The organism is Streptococcus sp. 9.1(2021), from assembly GCF_030466425.1.
Taxonomy (GTDB): domain Bacteria; phylum Bacillota; class Bacilli; order Lactobacillales; family Streptococcaceae; genus Streptococcus; species Streptococcus wuxiensis.
On record NZ_JAGQFU010000002.1, the window covers coordinates 25,562 to 44,679 of the forward strand.

The window sequence follows — 19,118 nt, forward strand, 5'->3', positions numbered from 1 at the left end:
TCTATTTTTTTATTATTTAACGTGGCTTTCAAATTCTTTTTGACTCTTTTCGACAGAATTTTTACGTTCTTGTTCCCATTTAGCCTTCGCTTCAGCAAATTGAGAGCTTGTAACGACATCTGTCTGCAATCTCATGTACTTGTAGTTACTTCCAGTTCCTTTGATACCGACAAGTGAGTATGCTCGTGTGAATGGAGTAACACGTGTTACTGAAGCCCCGCCACCATTTGAATTTACAGGGAGCAATAGCGAACTATCAATCAACCATGCTTGTGCGTCTGCATAGTTTTCATAGCGTTTGGCTACGTCTGTATTTTCTGCATCTGCCGCTTTCAATTTTTGAGTATATTGGTCCAATCCGATACTTGTAATCTTATCAGTATCCTTGCTTGGATCAAGTCCTAAAATCTTGAGATAGAATCCATCCTCAGCATTGAAAGGATTGAGATAAGTCGATGGATCTTGGTAGTCTGCAGACCAACCATCCAAGTTTAAATCATAGTCATGATCAGCTGTGGTTGGCGCTTGGAATGTCGCATTGGCATAGTCTTCTGTTGAAATTTGAACAACATCAATCACTACATTTTCTGCCCCAAGAGTTGATTCGACAGATTGTTTCAGCGAATGAATCTTCGGAAGCAAGGTTTTATTAACTTGGTCTACAGGCAAGTCCAAATGAATCGGGAATGTCACACCTTGTGCTTCTAGCTCTTTTTTAGCCTCTGCAAACTGAGCTTGTGCTTTTTCTTTATTGAAGTAGCCGTCCTGGGCGTCTTCAAGATTCATATTTGACCACTGCGTACCGTAGTTTCCCAACTTAGATGAAACTGTCTCACCAAAAGTCTTGTCACCTACTTGCACGAAAGTTGGTGGCACAAGTGTGTTACGAAGAGTGTTTTTAGCTGCTTCTTCTCCATTAGACTGAGCTGAATAAGCTGTACGGTCAATGGCAAAGTTGATTGCTTGACGGAAATTTTTATTTAAAATCGCAGCTTGGGTAGCTTGTTTTTGCTCATCGCTAGTCTTAGCTGTATGATTGTATGTTTGGCGATTAACGTTAAAATTATAGTACCAAGAAGTCGCATCCTGCAAGCTATAGACGATGTTGTCCTTGTATTTTTCCTTTGTCTTAGCAAAGTTTGAGCTGTTTGGATAAACACCTGCAGATGAATAAGCACCACTTTCAAAGTTACGGATTGTCATGTCTTGGTCAGAACCATCAACATAAGCCAGTTTAACTCTTTCAATCGTCACTTTTTCTTGGTCATAGTAATGAGGGTTCTTCATGTACTCGAGTGATGATTTTGATGTGAAATCTTTTAACAAATAAGGACCACTGTAGAGAATGCTATCTGGTTTCAATTCTCCAAATTCTTTACCTTTAGAAGTCAAGAACTCTTCATTGACTGGGAACAAGATACTATTGGTAGTCTTAGAGTTCCAGAATGGTTCTGGACGTGTCAAAGTATATTGGACAGTGTAATCATCTACAGCTTTCACACCAACATTTGAAAAGTCAGTATTTGCGCCTGTCACATAATCATCTAATCCCTTGATTGAGTTCTGAATCAAATCGAGAGCTTGACTCTTGTTATCAGCTGCATACTTGATACCTGTGACGAAATCTTGTGCTTTAATTGGGGCGTATTCTTCCCCGTCAGCAGTGAACCATTTTGCATCTTGACGAAGTTTATAAGTGTAAGTCAAACCATCCTTTGAAACACTCCAATCTTCTGCAAGAGCAGGAATGAGATTTCCATAATTGTCATTTTCAAGCAACCCATCTACCAAGTTGGTAATAACATTAGTATTGTCACCAGAATAATCCAAAATGTAGTTGAAGGTTGTTGGATCGGCACCAAATGTTGACGAGTAGGTTTTAACATCTGATGCCGACTTCCCACACGCTGTCAATAAGACCGCCGCGGCAAGCGTCAGCCCCGCTCCAATCAGTCGTTTTTTGAGTTTCATGATTCATTTCTCCTTAAATGTTAGGTTTTATGACATAAGTCTATTTTATCAAATTTCACCCTAAAAGTAAAGTTATATACTAATCGATCTCTCATCGGCAATAAAACAAAAAAAAGAAATCCAGCTTAAAAACTGGATTTCTTTACTCATTGGCAAAGGCTATTTAACGTGGTTTGCTAACTCTTTTTGATATTTAGCGTTTGTTTCAAGTTTTTCTTTTTGCCATTTTTTGAGAGCTTCTTCGTATTCTTTAGTGGTCACAATATCATTTTGCAACTCTAAACCTTTAAATACAAACGGATCTCCCTTGATACCAACTTGAGAGTAGGCTTTCGAAAATGGTACTGTACGACTAACTGTAGGAGAACCTCCTGAAGACGCTACAGGGATGAGGAGTGAGCTATCAGATACCCAAGCCTGTGCTTTGGCATATTTTTCATAGCGTTTGTTAAGGTCGGTTGTTTCTGATGCTGCATCATCCAAGAGTTTCTTGTACTCATCAAGACCAACTTGAGCCATGACTTCTGTATCTTTACCTTTTGTAATACCCAAGTGTTTAAGGGCAGAACCCTTCTTAGCATCCAGGATATTAAGATAAGTAGCTGGATCTTGATAGTCTGGTCCCCAACCAGTTCCATTCAAGTCATAGTCTTTTTGAGAAGGAACCTTAGCTTGAGAAGTAATACTCATTTTCTCATTATCTGTCATTTGAAGCACATCGATGACAACATTTTCAGTCCCAAGTGCTGCTTCGACAGATTGTTTGAGGGAGTTGGTTTGTTGAACAGCAATGACATCTGTTTGTTCAACTGGAATATCCAAATGAATTGGGAAGGTTACACCTTTAGCTTGCAATTCTGATTTTGCTTTTTCAAAGGCAGCTTTTGCTTTTGTTGGATTGTAAATAGTGTCTTTACCATCTGTCAAAGCTACATCTTTCCACTGGTCTCCGTATGTTACTAATTGTTCTTGAGCCAATTCACCGAAGGTCTTTTCACCAACCTGAACATAGTCATAAGGTACAAGACTGGTACGGATAATCTTGTCCGCTCCTTCTTCACCATTCATCTGAGCAGAGTAAGAATGACGGTCAAGAGCAAAGTTGATTGCCTGGCGGAAGTTTTTGTTGAGAAGCGCTTCTTTTGTAGAAGTCTTTTGTGCTTCATCTGTCTTTGCTGTTTTATTGTAAGACTGACGATTCACGTTGAAAGTAAAGTAATAGCTGGTCGCTTCTTGCGGACTATAGACAATCTTATCCCCGTATTCTTGCTTAGTTGAATCAAAGTTTGAACTTGTTGGGAAGAGACGAGCTGTTGTATAAGCTCCTGATGAGAAACTACGAATCAATGATTCTTGGTCAGAACCATCGTAGAAAGTAAGTTTGACGTGGTCAATCTTAACATTGTCTTTATCCCAATAATTTGGATTTTTTTCGTACTCGATCACTGATTTCGAAGTGAAGTTCTTCAAAATATATGGTCCATTATAGAGAATACCTGAAGGTGTTGCTGCACCATAATCTTTACCTTGAGAATTTAGGAATTCTTCATTAACAGGGAGCATAGTCGCTGTTGTCACCTTGGAATTCCAGAAGCTTTCTGGCTGGTTCAAGGTGTATTGAACAGTGTAGTCGTCAATTGCTTTAACTCCAACTGTTGAGAAGTCATTGCTTTCACCACTGACATATTCTGCCAAACCTTTGATAGAATCTTGGATCAGACTTAAGCCATCTGACTTACCATCAGCAGCATGTTTCAAACCAGTCACAAAGTCTTGAGCCTTGACCTCAGCGTACTCTTCACCTTCAGAAGTATACCATTTGACACCTTTACGTAGTTTGTAAGTATAGGTCAAACCGTCTTGTGAAACCGACCAGTCTTCAGCAAGAGATGGAATCAAGTTTCCGTATTTGTCATTTTCCAAGAGTCCGTCGACCAAGTTAGCGATGACGTCCGATGTTGAACTTTTACTAGTAACGCTATAGTCCAATGTTGACGGATCGATGGCATATACGTATGAAAATGTTGTAGGAGCATCTGCTTTTTTCTCTGTCTTTCCACAAGCTGCTAAAAGAAGAGCTGCACTCATCGTTATCCCTGCTACTGCGAGCAACTTTTTCGATTTCATCGGTATTCTCCTTTAAAATACTATTTTTCACCATTATACCCTATTTTTTTATAAAAGCAAGGGTTTTCATGCAATTTTTTAGAAAATTCAAAATAATATTTTTTTAAGAAATTTCTACACTTATTTTAGAAAAAACTCAAGCATCTTGGATACTTGAGTTTTTTAGGTTTAATTGGTCAATTCGACACAGAATGCATCCCAAGGAGCTAGTGTTAGTTGCTCGAGATTTTCTTGAACCTCGGTGTTAGCAACTAAGATTGATTTGAGAACTCCATTAAAGTGAAATTCTTGTTCTTGATTTGAGAGGTTAGCTACTACTAGGAAACGGCGCTCCCCGTCCTTGCGAATATAGGCAAAGACTTTCTCAGCCGTTTCTAATAATTCAAAGTCAGCTTGAACCAGCCAGCTGTTTTCTTTTCGAATCTGAACTAATTTTTGATAAGTATAGAAGATGGAATCTGGGTTTGCTAAAGCCTCTTCTACATTAATCTTCGCATAGTTTGGATTGACTCCTAACCATGGTTTCGCGCTTGAAAAGCCAGCGAAGTCTGTAGTATCCCACTGCATTGGCGTACGCGCATTATCGCGTCCAATCACACGAATGCTATCCATAATTTGCTCTAGCGGTACACCTTGTTCTAGCGCTTCTTTGGCATAGTTGAGGGATTCAATATCCTCTACTTGCTCCAAACTTTCAAATGGGAAATTGGTCATCCCAATCTCCTCCCCTTGGTAAATATAAGGAGTCCCTCTCATGAGATGAAGCAAGATTGCAAAGGCTTTGGCGGATTTTTCACGGTATTCTCGGTCATTTCCCCAGATAGAGACGATTCGTGGAAGGTCATGGTTGTTCCAGAAGAGGGAATTCCAGCCATCCTCAACTCCTAATTCTGTCTGCCATTTGTTGAAAATCTCTTTTAATTTCCCTACATTTAGCTCTTTTTGGTAGTGCCACTTAGGTTGTCCTTCCTGATACTGAAGACAGATATGTTCAAACTGGAAGACCATAGACAACTCTTGACCTTCTGGATTCGAATATTTCTTGGCCTCTTCTGGATTTGCTCCCCATGTCTCCCCTACTGTCAAGAGCTCTTTGTCGCCGAAAGTAGCCTGATTCATTTCCTTGAGGTAGGGATGAAGCATGGGACCATTGTTGACAATCTTCTGGTCAGGTATCTTCCCAATCATGTCAATAACGTCCATACGGAATCCACCAATCCCTTTGTCAATCCAGAAATTCATCATCTCATAGATTTTATGACGGAGCTCTTCGTTTTCCCAATTGAGGTCTGGTTGTTTCTTACTGAAAAAGTGTAGATAGTATTGACCAGATTTTTCATCATATTGCCAGGCAGAACCACTGAAAATTGACTCCAATTCGTTAGGTTCATCACGCCAGATATAGTAGTCTCGCTCAGGACTATCAGGATTTTCACAAGCTTCGATAAACCAAGCATGCTCATCGGATGTATGATTGACAACCAAGTCCATGATGATTCGAATATCTCTTTTTTTGGCTTCGGCAATGAGCTCATCCATATCTTCCATAGTTCCAAAGATAGAAGCGATATCTTGGTAGTTGGCAATATCATAGCCATTATCATCCATTGGACTGTCATAAACTGGTGAAAGCCAAATTGCCGTAATTCCTAGCTTAGCTAGATAGTCTAACTTGCTAGTAATACCAGGCAAATCACCAATCCCATCTCCATTACTATCCTTGAAACTTTTTGGATAGACCTGATAAACAACGGCATTATGCCACCATTTTTCTTGCATATTTTCACCTCTTTTAAATTCACTTTACTCCATCATAGACTTTTTTTATGATTTATGCAAGCGTTTGCTTTATCTTTTTTCTTACTTTTATTACTCTGTAGTTTCTTATCTTCTATTTTTTTTATATAATAGAAAATAGAGGTAAAAAAATGAAAAAACAAGCTTTTAGTTCTGAAAAATATCTAAATTTACAACGCGACCATATTTTGGAGCGTATTAACCAGTTTGACGGCAAGCTATACTTGGAGTTTGGAGGCAAGATGTTGGAGGACTTCCACGCTGCCCGTGTCCTTCCTGGCTATGAGCCGGATAACAAAATCAAACTCTTGCAAGAGTTGAAAGAACAAGTCGAGGTTGTTATTGCTATTAACGCTAGCAATATCGAGCACTCAAAGGCTCGTGGTGACTTGGGTATTTCTTACGACCAAGAAGTGCTTCGTTTGATTGATAAATTTAACGAACTTGGTATCTTTGTTGGCTCTGTCGTTATCACACAATACGCCGGTCAACCTGCTGCAGATACCTTCCGTAATCAATTAGCAAAAAATGGGATTGACTCTTATCTCCACTACCCAATCAAGGGTTATCCGACAGATATGGACCATATCATCTCTCCTGAAGGTATGGGGAAAAATGACTATATCAAAACGAGTCGCAATTTAATTGTCGTGACTGCTCCTGGACCTGGATCAGGTAAGTTGGCAACTTGTATGTCCAACATGTACCACGACCAACTGAATGGCATCAAATCCGGTTATGCTAAGTTTGAAACCTTCCCAGTTTGGAATCTACCTCTCCATCATCCAGTTAACCTGGCTTATGAGGCTGCTACAGCAGACCTTGATGATGTCAATATGATTGACCCATTCCATCTCCAAACTTACGGTGAAACTACAGTCAACTATAATCGTGATATCGAGATTTTCCCTGTTCTCAAGCGTATGCTCGAACGTATCTTGGGTGAATCTCCTTATGCATCTCCAACTGACATGGGTGTAAATATGGTTGGTTTTGCAATCACTGATAACGATGCTGCAATTGAAGCATCGAAACAAGAGATTATCCGTCGCTACTACCAAACAGTTCTCGACTTCAAGGCTGAAAAAGTTGCTGAATCTGCTGTCAAGAAAATCGAACTTCTCATGAATGATCTCGGCATCACGCCAGCTGACCGTAAGGTTGCTGTTGCCGCTCGACAAAAAGCAGAAGAAACAGATGGACCTGCTCTAGCACTTGAGTTACCTTCTGGTGAAATCGTCACCGGTAAGAATTCAGAACTCTTTGGTCCGACAGCTGCTGCCGTGATCAACGCTATCAAGAAGTCAGCGAATATCGATGCTGAAACCAAGTTAATTGAACCAGAAGTGGTGAAACCAATCCAAGGTTTGAAAATCAATCACTTAGGTAGTCGCAATCCACGTCTTCATTCTAATGAGATTCTTATCGCTCTTGCAATCACAGCTATGCAGAATCCTGATGCAGACCGCGCTATGAAAGAACTCGGAAATCTCAAAGGTAGCGAAGCTCATTCTACGATTATCTTAACAGATGAAGACAAGAACGTTCTCCGTAAATTGGGAATTAACGTAACCTTTGATCCATACTACCAATACGATCGTTTATATCGTAAGTAGATTGAAGACTCGTAAGAACTTCATATCAAGCATCACCCCTCCTCGATAGATTTCGAATCTCTCTTAAGGGGTGGCTTTCTTTTATGCTAGAATTCTGATAATCTTCGGTTATCTTCTTTTCTAATTATTCTAACATTACTTCGGGAGTTTATTTATAATGAGAGAATTACTCAGCCAAAAAGAGCAAAGGCAATTAAAGGTTTTAGAATATTTGTTTGAAAATCCTGACTGGATTTACCTAGATGATTTATCTAAGATCATTGGCTACAATGCTCGCATCATCAAGAGTGATATAAAGGATTTACGCGAAGTCTTTCCTGACTTTGATATCAGACATTCAACTGCAGGGATTATGATGGTGAATGTAAAAAATAATGGTATTGAGCGAATCTACCAATATTTTTTACAGACATCTGATTATTTCCAAATTTTAAAAGCTTTCTTCCTCTTGAACAGCCCCTTTACCTATGAACACCTTGCCGAATCTTTGGATATTTCCCTTCCTTCTTTGCGTAAGAAGGTTGCGGACATCAATAAGATTCTTGACGGAACCTACCGCTTCAAGCTCAAGGTAACCCCTATCTCTATTATTGGTGATGAAAAAGATATTCGATTTTTCTTCTCCCAATATTTCCATGAGGCATATAGCTTTTTAGAATGGCCCTTCACAGAAATCAAAGAAGCAGACATTGATAGCTTTGTTTCCTTCTTTATCAATTTGGCGAAATTCCCTGCAAAATATCAAAATCTTTATCAAATCAGAACTCAGGCTACAGTCGATTTGCACCGAATGAAGAGAGGTTATTTTGTTCGTTTCCCAAAACAAACCACTTCCTGGTTGAGCCCTATCTACGATCAACTCTCTGATTTTCAGCATCAGTTACAAGACTTGGCCCAAGGGCTCAATGTTGAAGTCACCCCTGAAAACCTTAATCAGATTTTCAGTCCCTTTGCTGAGCCTGGTCTTTTCTTTACAGTCGAAGATTTCCTAGAGGCTCGTCAGTCTTACGAACAAGTCGATCGTTCCTATCATGCTGCGCGAGATATCCTAGACAACTTAACTCGAAGATTTGGTGTTCAATTTTCAAATACGGATACCTTGATTTGGAACCTGCACAACACCGCCTTGCTAGAGCGAAGAGAAATCAACTCCGAATCGATCATTTCACAAAACAAGGATTATACGCTTGGAAAAATTAAAAAATTCTTCCCTAAATTTTATGAAGCAACCGTCTTTGAAATGATGCGATACAAGAACATTATGGGACAAAAGGAGAAGACTCCTGCCCTTTCTCACCTGATCTACACCCTGTTTACCCACGCTGAGGGGCTTACAGATCAATTATTTGAACATAAAAAGAAAGTCAAGGTCTTAGTTCTGAGTGAGTATGACTTTGCCCATCCAGAATTCTTGATTTCTCTCTACGAATTCCATACTTCAAATAACATCCAGTATGAAACTTGGGATAAAGAAACCCTTAACATCGAAGAAATCATGGATAGTGACTACGATGCTATTATCACTAATTTTGATATCAAAGGCCTCGAAGACATGCTCGTCATCAATATCAGTCGACTATCTATTCTGCAAGTTGTTAATGAACTCAATAAGATTTCTATGCAAGATTTATAACTTTAAAAACCTCCTAGAAAGAATCTAGGAGGTTTTTAAAATCTATTTATTTCTAAAAATCATACAACAGTTACATTATTCAAAATCAACTGTCTGATTCTTAATCACAAGCTTGGTATGAGCGGTTATATATTGTCGGTCAAGGGTTGTTGTGACTTCCCCTTCTTCATTTATAATATGCCAAGCTCCATCTTTGTGAACAACCATAGCAACTTCTTGTTTGTTTTTATCTTCATTCTTAACAGCCAAAGCATAGGCGTTGTCGACCCCCTCTAGCAAGAGTTCTTTTTTGCTACTTATGGTCACTAGATAATAAGCCCCGTCTCGAACACCAATATTGTATTGATTATTCACAAATATGGTTTTGTCATAGCTAGGTCCTGATCCATCGCCAACAATATCCTTAAGAGAATTCTTTTGTTTTTCTGAATCAGCCTGTTCCTGGGATTTGATAAATTCCTGAACTGCAGCAATCTTTTCACTCTCTTGTTTCTTTGAAGCTCTCATTTGATGAATAATGACAGTCCGAATCAAAAACGAACTTGCTAACAAGAGTCCTATAATCGTTGAAATTTTCCCCTTTTTCATTTCCGCTCCAATCTCCTTATACTACACTGTTAACTACTTTTCTATAGTATAACAAGATTTTGCTAGGTTGACAAGAAATGTTGGAATTCAGTAACAGGACTTCCTTATTCTACCGTTACAGACTTAGCAAGGTTCCGTGGTTTATCCACATCAAGTCCACGGTGAAGGGTTGCAAAGTAAGCGACTAGTTGCGTTGGTACGACCATTGAGATTGGTGAGAGGTAAGGGTGTACGGTCGTAAGAACGATGTCGTCTGTATCTTTAGCAACATTTTCTTCTGCGATGGTGAGGACCTTAGCACCACGAGCTGCCACTTCCTGGATATTTCCGCGAGTGTGGTTAGCAAGAACTGGGTCTGACAAGAGAGCTAAAACTGGTGTCCCCTCTTCAATCAAGGCAATGGTTCCATGCTTGAGTTCTCCAGCCGCAAAACCTTCACATTGGATATAAGAAATCTCTTTGAGTTTGAGACTGGCTTCCATGGCTACATAGTAATCTTGACCACGTCCGATGTAAAAGGCATTGCGTGTTGTTTCAAGAAGCTCACGAACCTTACTATCAATTAATTCTTTTTCTGAAAGGGTTGATTCGATAGACTGAGCCACGATAGACAACTCGTGAACCAGGTCAAAGGCTTGCGCTTTTTCATTGCCATTTGCTTCACCAACTGCTTTTGCAAGGAAGGCAAGGGCTGCGATTTGCGCTGTATATGCCTTGGTTGAAGCTACGGCAATTTCAGGACCTGCATGAAGCAACATGGTATGGTTGGCTTCACGTGACAGAGTTGAACCAGGCACGTTTGTCACTGTCAAGCTTGGGATTCCCATTTCATTGGCCTTGACCAAAACCTGACGGCTATCAGCTGTTTCACCAGATTGACTGATAAAGATGAAGAGTGGTTTCTGGCTGAGAAGTGGCATCCCATAGCCCCACTCAGATGAGATACCAAGTTCAACTGGCGTATCTGTTAATTCCTCTAGCATCTTCTTAGAAGCAAATCCTGCATGGTAAGAAGTTCCAGCTGCAAGGATGTAGATACGGTCTGCCTCTTGAACAGCCTTGATGATAGCTGGGTCTACCACTACTTGACCAGCCTCATCTGTGTAAGCTTGGATCAACTTACGCATAACTGTCGGTTGCTCATCAATTTCCTTGAGCATGTAGTAAGGGTAAGTTCCCTTACCGATATCAGACAAGTCAAGCTCAGCTGTATAGCTGGCACGCTCACGACTATTTCCATCATAGTCTTGTACTTGGACGCTATCAGCTTTCACAATTACCAATTCTTGGTCATGGATTTCCATGTATTGGTTGGTCTCACGAATCATAGCCATGGCGTCTGAGCAGACCATGTTATAGCCTTCTCCAAGACCAATCAAGAGAGGTGATTTGTTCTTGGCAACATAGATGACATCTGGATTTTCAGAGTCGATCAAGGCAAAGGCATAAGAACCACGGATGATGTGAAGAGCTTTTTTGAAGGCTTCAAGAACTGACAAGCCGTCTTCTTCCACAAATTTTCCAATCAAGTGAACAGCGATTTCTGTATCTGTTTGTCCCTTGAAGTGGTGTCCTGCAAGGTATTCTTCCTTGATTTCTAGATAGTTTTCGATCACCCCATTGTGCACCAAGACAAAACGTCCTGTCTCAGAGCGATGTGGGTGAGCGTTATCTTCCGTTGGTTTTCCGTGAGTGGCCCAACGAGTATGTCCGATACCAGTTGTTCCCTCAACGTCAGCTGTCTTAACAGACAATTCTGCAATACGACCAACAGCCTTGACCAAATGGCTTTCAGCACCACCTAGAACAAAAATTCCAGCCGAATCATAACCACGGTATTCGAGTTTTTCAAGTCCTTGAATCAAAATATCAGTTGCATTTGTGTTCCCAACAACACCAACAATTCCACACATAGTATATACGACACAGACCTGCTGTGCTTTCCCCTTAAATTGGTATAGTCTAATTCTCGCTTTACAGAATCAGCAAAAACAGTATATACTTGTTTCTTTCGCTTGTCAAGGATAAAAATTGGTATAGTTCGATTACTTTTACGATACAAACAAAAAACCATTCAAGAAATCGCTCTTGAATGGCTAGGAATGATAGTTGTTTGCATTGTTATTGTTGCAATAACATATATCTAAGACAAGAATCTTTACTGATGATTTCGCACAAGTCCAAGATAGGCATAAGTCCGAGTACGTGGACAATCTTTTTCCATCCTGACCCTAAAATAAAACCAATGCTCCCTGCCGTCCTTGGCATTTTCCTTGTTCAAGACAAAGTAGTCTTTGTGGTTAATGGCCATGGTTCGCAGAATGTCGTCAATCAGAAAAGTCAGAGGCACATTCATGGCAGAGTATTTTTGGAAATCTTCCTCGAAACGAATATAGTCATCTGAGAAATAGTCCATCTGCAATTTATTTTCATAAAGCTCTTTTCTAGTCATAAACTTCCTCCTGACACAGTTGAATTTCTAGGATGTCATCAACCCTTAGTAGCCTATAACCCTCATCAGTTCTAACATAGATTTCTTCGGAAGACAATTCTCTTACTTCACCGATTATCGTGCTTTTATGATTATTCTCCTTGACCACAAAAGAGCCTTTTAGTCGATTTATATAGAGTTGAGAGAGCAAGAGCAACTTCTCAACAGGAGTCAAATCTGTCGAGAAATCGACACGATTTTTTTCTTCACTGAGCGAGCTCGTATGCTCTGATAAAAAGAAGCCCATCCACTTCTGCATCCCTGGATCCTGATAGTCCCTTGCGGATTGGAAGGGCAAATAAGAGCGATCAATCATTTTAGTCCATCTAATCCTCCAGCAGAGTGCCCTCCGATCAGCTTACTTCTGGCAATACTTCTCGATGCATCCTCTAAGGCAGTCGCCTTCAAGAGAGAAGTAAAGCCGAATTGCTCTCGAATGGAATCAATGGCGGTCTGGAGCCTTTCTTCTTTTTCTACTTTATCAACATCATCAAAAAGGGAAATCAACCCAAAGGATTCGTCCACAAATCCTGAATAACTAACGGCTACACTCCTGACAGCTCCAGAAGTATATTTGCTATGGAATAATTTCAGTACATAACTGACTAAAAGACTGGTATTATTGGTCGGCTCCACCTTCATCTGGGTATGGATGGAGCGTTTTTGTTCCTGCTTAGAAAACCCAAGATGTATAGAAACGACCGTTGTCTTTTTCCCAGCCCGTCGAAGCCTGATAGCCACCTGCTCAGCCATCTCTCGAAGGATAATTTCGATGTCTCGCTGCTTGACATAATCTCTCGGTAAAATTTGCGAATTGCCTAAGCCGTGAGATTTGGCTTTATAGGGCTTGTGAACATTACTCTCATCAATTCCATTAGCATGAAACCACAAGCGAAGTCCAGCTTGCCCAAGTTCTTTCTTCAGGAAATCCGGATTGCTATTGGCTAATTCCTTAATCGAATAGATTTCCAAGCTATTCAAGCGCTTCTCCATCCGATGCCCAATCCCCCAAAAGTCGGTCATCTTTGAAATGGACCAGACCTTATCTTCCACGTCCTGGTAAGACCAATTGGCTCGCATGGTCGGTGTTCGCTTGGCTTCATTATCCAAGGCTAGCTTAGCAAGCAGAGGATTGGCATTCGACATGCCGACCGTCGAGTAAATCCCCGTCTGGCGCCAGATATCCCTCTGGATACGAGCCGAAAGCATATCCAGCTTATCTTTGTGAGAAATCTGCTGGCCTGGGACAAAATAATTGAGCGAACTGGTTAGGTCAATAAATCCCTCATCAATTGAATAAGGATAAATATCATCTGGACTACCATAGTTCTGAAAGATTCCTTGGATTTCTAGATTGACTGCGATATACTTATCCATCCGAGGAGGAACAATGACGGTCACCCGAGCCCAGTCTTCGATAAATTTCACATAGTCTGGATCTGTCCGTAAGCCTTGTTTTTTGGCATTGTAGTAGGAAAATTTGCGCGTCTTGATATCAAAGGGGAGGTCATAGGCACGACCAACATTTGATTTTCCAAAGACCTTTTTAAACATAGGCGAGGAGGCAAGAATAAGCCCAACAGAATTATCCGCTCGACTCATGACACAAAGGGAGGTTTTGAGGGGATGGAGTCCTCTTTCCACGCACTCAACACTGGCATAAAAGGACTTCATATCGACAAAGGCAATATCACTTTTGGGCTCTCTGGAGTAATCAAAGTAGCCCATAGACTATCCCTCCATGGGTACAAAATTCCCCACGATAATGCCCACAATCCGCGGATCTTCTTCGTAAGAGATGAGGATATCCTTGTATTTAGGATTGATAGAGACCAGACGCAAGCCATCCTCTTCTCGATAGACCCGTTTGATATAGGTCTGGTTATTGCAAACCACTGCATAGACTGCCCCGTCATAATCAAATCCGGTCTCCCGAATCAGAGCTACTGAACCATTTTGATATTTGGGTTCCATAGAATCTCCAGACACCCAGGAAGCAAAATCATGAGCCAGTTCTTCATTGAAATAAACCGTATCAAAGTTTCGATCATCATAAACTGAAGCACCAATCCCAGCTGACATGCTTTCATAGACATGATACTCATAGAGTTTTTCTGAAACAGCCGTCACCTTCTTGGCTTGTTCTTCTTGAGCCAAATTACGGGCATAGACTACTACCTTTTCTTTCCCTTGGTTAGAGAGGCTATTATAGAGGCGGACAATTTCAATTTGAGTGAAATAGCCTTTTGGTACTTTTAAGATTTTCTCTAGCTGAGCAACCTTTTCTTCAGAAGGCTCTTTGATTCCACGCTCCCAAGCGGAATAAGCCTGAAAACTAATGCCAAGCTGCTCTGCAATCTCTTTCTGTGTTAGCTTTAACTCTTTTCTCCGAGCCTTGAGTTTTTCTGGTTGGTACATGATTTACCTCCTAGTGTGATGTTTTCATCGTAGGTTGACTCTATTTTTGAAATTCAACCATTTTGGTTTAGTTTTATTATATAAAAAAAGCAGACGAATGTCTAGTGGAAAAATCCAACTTTAAACCCTACTTACTTCATCTTCATAAAATAATCATAACCTACAAATAAAGAAGAAAACCATCTCAAATTTGATGAGATGGTTGATCTTTTAGTCTACTTTATAAAAAACTTGTTCCGAACTCGTTGGAGCAGCTTGACCAGCAATCAGCCTATTTTTACTTAAGTCAGTATCTAACCCAGGCATAATAAGTCCAGCAGGGTAAATACTCATTCCATACCCTGAGATCCCATCTCTAATGCTGAATTCAATCGTTCCATGACTACCCATGCTCTTTTTTTCAATAGTTCCACTGTTTACTAGTCCATTTTTATCGAATGTAAACTCTTGCCCAAGTCCATTTCTCCATGTTCCAACTAGAGTCGAGAAATCTCCATTTAGAATGGCTTGCTCATCTATTTTTTGTGATTTAGCATTCGTTTGCTCTTCTTGTGTCGAGAGTTTTTCCTCAGTAGTCGTAACACTATCTTGAGTAGTCGTTGAACTAGTGGTTGTTGTACTAGTCGCTGTCGTACTAGTAGTAGAAACCTGTTCTGTTGTAGCATTTACTGCTTCTACATCTTGCTTCTTATGATTAAAGAAGAACACAAAACTTATCAGTACTATAGCACTTAAGCAACTAAACAGAATCAAAATCCAATTGATGCCTTTTCCTATTTTCATTTATAACTCCTTTAAATTATTCGTATTTAATTATATCATACTAAATTCATACTAGGAAGAATTTGTATAAGACAAAGACTATTGGTGTGAATTTTACCCTAAAAATACATAAATTGAGCTAGATTTTACCAAAAAGTCAACACCATTAATAAAAGAAACCCACCTGAAATGAATTCAGATGGATTCCTATAATTATGGAAAATCTTTGTATTGACTCTCTGCGATATCAACCATTTTTCTTCGATGGTGGCGTTCCTTGGAATCTTTTCCACCTTGGATATAACGCTCTTTGCGTTCTGCACGTGACTCAGGAGCTTTCGTATACATATTCTGACCGATGGACTGAGCCATACTCGCATCTGCGCTTCGAAAGGCCTCACCAACCGCCCCAAGGTACTCATCTAAGGAACTAATCGTCTCCACCATTTCCTTAGAGAGTTTCTTAATACCATCTGTCGCAGCTCCTATTTTTTCCGTCGCACTTGAAGAAATGAGGTCCGAAACGTTATGTTCTAACTCGCCACTCATATCTTTAAATGCCCCATTCACTCGGCTGAGATTATCCGGATTAATTTTCTTATTACTCACTCTTTATCACTCCCGTCTGGTCTATAATAGTCTATATTTCGAAGGGCAGGATGTTGCTCCAACCAGGCATTTGCCTCTTGGCTGTTATGAATCTGAACATCTGAGGCTTCCCCATCATCATTACGTCCATAAACGGTTAGAAGGTCTTCTCCCTTAGGGGCGAACCAGTGTAACACGGTGTCAAAGCACTCATCCGGTGTAACCTTATCTGGACGGACATAAAGCGACCAATTCTGATTGATGAGTTTATCTTCGATGTCTGGATAAAGACTGTAGAGGTTGATGTTAGGGTCTGGGACCTGCCCTTCAGACCTAGTTGTGACAATCTCATTCAAAGGACCAATATAACCCTTAGAGTCTAGAACCTTATCGTAGTTTGTTATTCTTGCGGTAGCGATTATATCAGAGTTCCTTCCAAACTTTGTATCTTTTGGAAAATCCACTACTTCTTCCGTCTCCACATTGAGATAGACTGTTCTGATTACCCAATTTTCTTCATCCGTTAAATCTATAATTTTCAACCCAAAGTAGTGAGTGTCCTCAACGTAATAGGAACCAATCAGGCTTGTAGGAATGCCTTTCGGATTGTAGTTTCGCACTGCCTGAAAAAGGTCAATCTTTCGTTCAGGCAAGCCCTCCTCGTCTAAATTATACAAAATCAAGTTCCAATACTCTCCCTCCATCTGAAGGTGAGGAATTTCATGTATCTTCCCTTCTTCCTTCACTATAAAAGTCTTGTACTCATCTGTGATCGCATATGTTTTACTGACAAAGAAACTACCTTTATTTCTAGGCGCAAGGACATATTGGTTCTTATCTCCAAATAGTTGAAAATCTGATTTTTCCCTGGCAGTTCGCATTCTATACTCTAGTTCTTTTGGGGGTTGACTGGGCTTCAAGAAAAGTAAGAAACAAGATCCTGTTATGACTAGAAAAAGAAGAAGGAGAGACCAGACAACTTTCCGATTTCTAAATACCTGTTTGTTCACTATTAGTTCCCTCCTATTCCAACTAAGTGATTGAAATAAAGATCCTCTTGTTTACCGTACTCAGCATAATTAAAATTATAATCTTCAATATCCTGTGTTACATTTTGGAATTCTTTCAATCCATTTACGAGCTTTTCTCCACCCAGATGTTCAGGAGAAATGCTGCCATCCCCACTGAAAAGAGCTTTCACTTCCTCTGTATAGTCCCCAGATGGTTCAATCGCTTCTAATTGCGTTTCTAATGTTTCTAATTTCTCAACTGCTGTTTTTACATTATTTCCTTCTTTCTCTAAAACCCGACGGAAATAATAGCCTCGCAAACCATTCTGCTGGAGGTCTGCCATCCGAAGATTGGCCTCAAAGTCATAACGAGATTGACCAGAAATATGCTTATAATCTTTTCCTTCTTTTATTGCTGTAGCACCTGTATCCATTTCTTGTTGTAAAAGATCGTTATCAATTTTTTCCAACTCTGATTGAATCTTTTGAGCTTTCTCAAAATGTTCTAAGAAACCTGCAGCAATATGTGAACTAGATTTTTTTAGATTCTTATATTTTTTGAAATCAGTTTCACTCAGTGCCTTTGTACCATTTTTAGCTACATCATCAAGTAGGTTCTTCTCCTCTTTGGTTGTCGCTGCTGCTTCTACCATATTCCAAACGAAACCTGCAACCGGGTTCATAGATACAATGTTCTTAGTTATATTATAAGCCGATTCCATCCATAAGCGGTCTTTTTGCTTTCTAAGTTCTTCCATTTTATCTAATTTTTTAAGCTGATCCTGCTCCTTATAACTACTTACACTAATCGTTTCAGAGCCGTTCTTTCGATCTATTCCTAAATCTTGGATTGTAAAGGTATATTCACCATTCGTCTTCGAAGAGGCAAAACTTCCTGCTTTAATATTTCGTTTAGTCGACACTGTATAATCACCCGTCTTCCCATTTTCTTGGGCGACTCCTTTAACTGTTATGGTAACCTTTCCAAATTTTTCAGTATTCATATACGTTAAAATATTGTTTAGACGACCATATCGAACGGAGGTTTCCTTTAATGCTTTTAAGCGTTCTTTTGCTTCCTCTTCCCCTTTTAACCATTCTTCATACTCTTTACTATTGTAGTCTTTTGGCATAGGCTTTCTCAACGATTGCCCCTTAGCATTAAGGCCATCTACAATAGTATCAATACTAGATGATAATTTCGCTGTATAGACTTGAACCTCTTTCACATCTCGATTAGAAAGAACCTCAAAGAATGCCCCTAATCCATCAACTTCACCTTTATCAGCAGCCTTTTCTAGACGATTGGCAACTAGCATCGTCGTTGGGAGACTAGCATCATTCACTTTCGCTCTGGCTAATTTTTCAAAATAGTCTTTTTTTGTCTTATATCTAGATTCAGAAATTAAAACCTTTATGATTTCAACATCATCAGAGGTATAAGCCGCATCAAGATAGTTGATATTATCCTGTCTTAAGTCACCTCGTTGGATAGCATCCAAAATATTTAAAGCTGGAATAGAAGTTATGGCCTTGGCATTTTGAGTCAAAAGTGTTAAAGACTCAAAGGTCTCGGCTGACTTTGCAATGTCAGTCTCTAGTTTTTCATGAGCAGTCTTAATTCCCTTATGTGTTTCCTTTCTAGACTTCACTTCCTCCAAAATCAAGCTTTCAACTGTGGAATCAAAATTAGAAATTGTGGCATCCCCTTCTCCCATTACATCAACGGCTTGCTGGAGTGTTTGTATCACTTTACTTTTCACTCCATTAATCTCATCACGTTGTTGACCTTCCAAAGAGTTCGTTAAAGTTGTTATTGATTCATCATCTGTATAAGCTAAGGTAGAAAAACCCAGACCTTTCAATTCTCCCGTAAAGGTGAAAACTTGTTGACCATAGGTCATGATATCTTTGGGAGCATCTTTAAATACCGTTGTTTGTATCTTATTCAACTTCTCAAAGAATGCATTAATGGCCTCTGCCTTTTCACCTTCAAGGCTAGTATTAAACTCTCGGACTGTATCACTCGCCGCTTCGTCAAAACGACCGCCAAAAGTATGAATACTAGTTCCATAGCTGTTTAAACCAGCTATATTTTTCACTTGTATCGACATCTA

15 protein-coding genes are annotated in these 19,118 nt (G+C 39.9%); 2 read left to right on the forward strand and 13 right to left on the reverse strand.

Translation table 11 applies throughout. The features are described 5' to 3' along the window. Positions 1-12: 12 nt before the first annotated feature. From KBU52_RS05875 to KBU52_RS05885, 3 genes are all read right to left on the reverse strand, one after another. Positions 13-1,971 (reverse strand): peptide ABC transporter substrate-binding protein, encoded by a 1,959-nt coding sequence (locus tag KBU52_RS05875; protein ID WP_254724914.1) that lies wholly within the window; start codon positions 1,969-1,971, stop codon positions 13-15. A gap of 159 nt (positions 1,972-2,130) precedes the next feature. Continuing rightward, positions 2,131-4,098, reverse strand: coding sequence for a peptide ABC transporter substrate-binding protein (locus KBU52_RS05880; RefSeq protein ID WP_254724913.1), 1,968 nt, complete (start codon positions 4,096-4,098; stop codon positions 2,131-2,133). A 168-nt stretch (positions 4,099-4,266) separates the two neighbouring features. After that, entirely contained in the window at positions 4,267-5,877 is a 1,611-nt protein-coding gene (locus KBU52_RS05885; RefSeq protein ID WP_254724912.1) for an alpha-glucosidase, read from the reverse strand. Positions 5,878-6,026: 149 nt separating this feature from the next. On the opposite strand from KBU52_RS05885, the gene KBU52_RS05890 reads away from it, so the two are divergent. Both KBU52_RS05890 and KBU52_RS05895 read left to right on the forward strand, forming a co-directional pair. Beyond that, positions 6,027-7,511: a DUF1846 domain-containing protein gene (locus KBU52_RS05890; RefSeq protein WP_006149519.1), complete on the forward strand. Its 1,485-nt coding sequence runs from the start codon at positions 6,027-6,029 to the stop codon at positions 7,509-7,511. 157 nt (positions 7,512-7,668) lie between these two features. Continuing rightward, positions 7,669-9,144: a M protein trans-acting positive regulator PRD domain-containing protein gene (locus KBU52_RS05895; protein WP_254724911.1), complete on the forward strand. Its 1,476-nt coding sequence runs from the start codon at positions 7,669-7,671 to the stop codon at positions 9,142-9,144. A gap of 75 nt (positions 9,145-9,219) precedes the next feature. Here KBU52_RS05895 and KBU52_RS05900 read toward each other — a convergent pair whose 3' ends face one another. The 10 genes from KBU52_RS05900 to KBU52_RS05945 all read right to left on the reverse strand — a co-directional run bounded on the left by KBU52_RS05900 (position 9,220) and on the right by KBU52_RS05945 (position 19,115). Further along, positions 9,220-9,732, reverse strand: a complete 513-nt coding sequence (locus KBU52_RS05900) for a hypothetical protein (protein WP_254724910.1) — start codon at positions 9,730-9,732, stop codon at positions 9,220-9,222. Between the two features lie 104 nt (positions 9,733-9,836). After that, on the reverse strand, positions 9,837-11,645 hold the full coding sequence (glmS, locus tag KBU52_RS05905) for a glutamine--fructose-6-phosphate transaminase (isomerizing) (protein WP_254724909.1): 1,809 nt from the start codon (positions 11,643-11,645) through the stop codon (positions 9,837-9,839). A 245-nt stretch (positions 11,646-11,890) separates the two neighbouring features. Next, a complete protein-coding gene (locus KBU52_RS05910) occupies positions 11,891-12,184 on the reverse strand; it encodes a DUF5960 family protein (protein ID WP_254724908.1) in 294 nt (97 codons plus the stop codon). Next, complete coding sequence (locus tag KBU52_RS05915; RefSeq protein ID WP_254724907.1) at positions 12,177-12,539, reverse strand: hypothetical protein; 363 nt, start codon at positions 12,537-12,539, stop codon at positions 12,177-12,179. Before KBU52_RS05915 ends, KBU52_RS05910 begins: the two co-directional genes overlap by 8 nt. Further along, positions 12,536-13,951 (reverse strand): Y-family DNA polymerase, encoded by a 1,416-nt coding sequence (locus tag KBU52_RS05920; protein ID WP_254724906.1) that lies wholly within the window; start codon positions 13,949-13,951, stop codon positions 12,536-12,538. Before KBU52_RS05920 ends, KBU52_RS05915 begins: the two co-directional genes overlap by 4 nt. 3 nt (positions 13,952-13,954) lie before the next feature. After that, positions 13,955-14,641 (reverse strand): XRE family transcriptional regulator, encoded by a 687-nt coding sequence (locus KBU52_RS05925; protein ID WP_254724905.1) that lies wholly within the window; start codon positions 14,639-14,641, stop codon positions 13,955-13,957. 210 nt (positions 14,642-14,851) lie between these two features. Beyond that, entirely contained in the window at positions 14,852-15,349 is a 498-nt protein-coding gene (locus tag KBU52_RS05930) for a DUF6287 domain-containing protein (protein WP_254724904.1), read from the reverse strand. A 267-nt stretch (positions 15,350-15,616) separates the two neighbouring features. Next, positions 15,617-16,012, reverse strand: a complete 396-nt coding sequence (locus tag KBU52_RS05935) for a hypothetical protein (RefSeq protein WP_254724903.1) — start codon at positions 16,010-16,012, stop codon at positions 15,617-15,619. Next, entirely contained in the window at positions 16,009-17,001 is a 993-nt protein-coding gene (locus KBU52_RS05940; RefSeq protein WP_254724902.1) for a hypothetical protein, read from the reverse strand. Before KBU52_RS05940 ends, KBU52_RS05935 begins: the two co-directional genes overlap by 4 nt. A 2-nt stretch (positions 17,002-17,003) precedes the next feature. After that, complete coding sequence (locus KBU52_RS05945) at positions 17,004-19,115, reverse strand: hypothetical protein (protein WP_254724901.1); 2,112 nt, start codon at positions 19,113-19,115, stop codon at positions 17,004-17,006. Positions 19,116-19,118 lie beyond the last annotated feature (3 nt).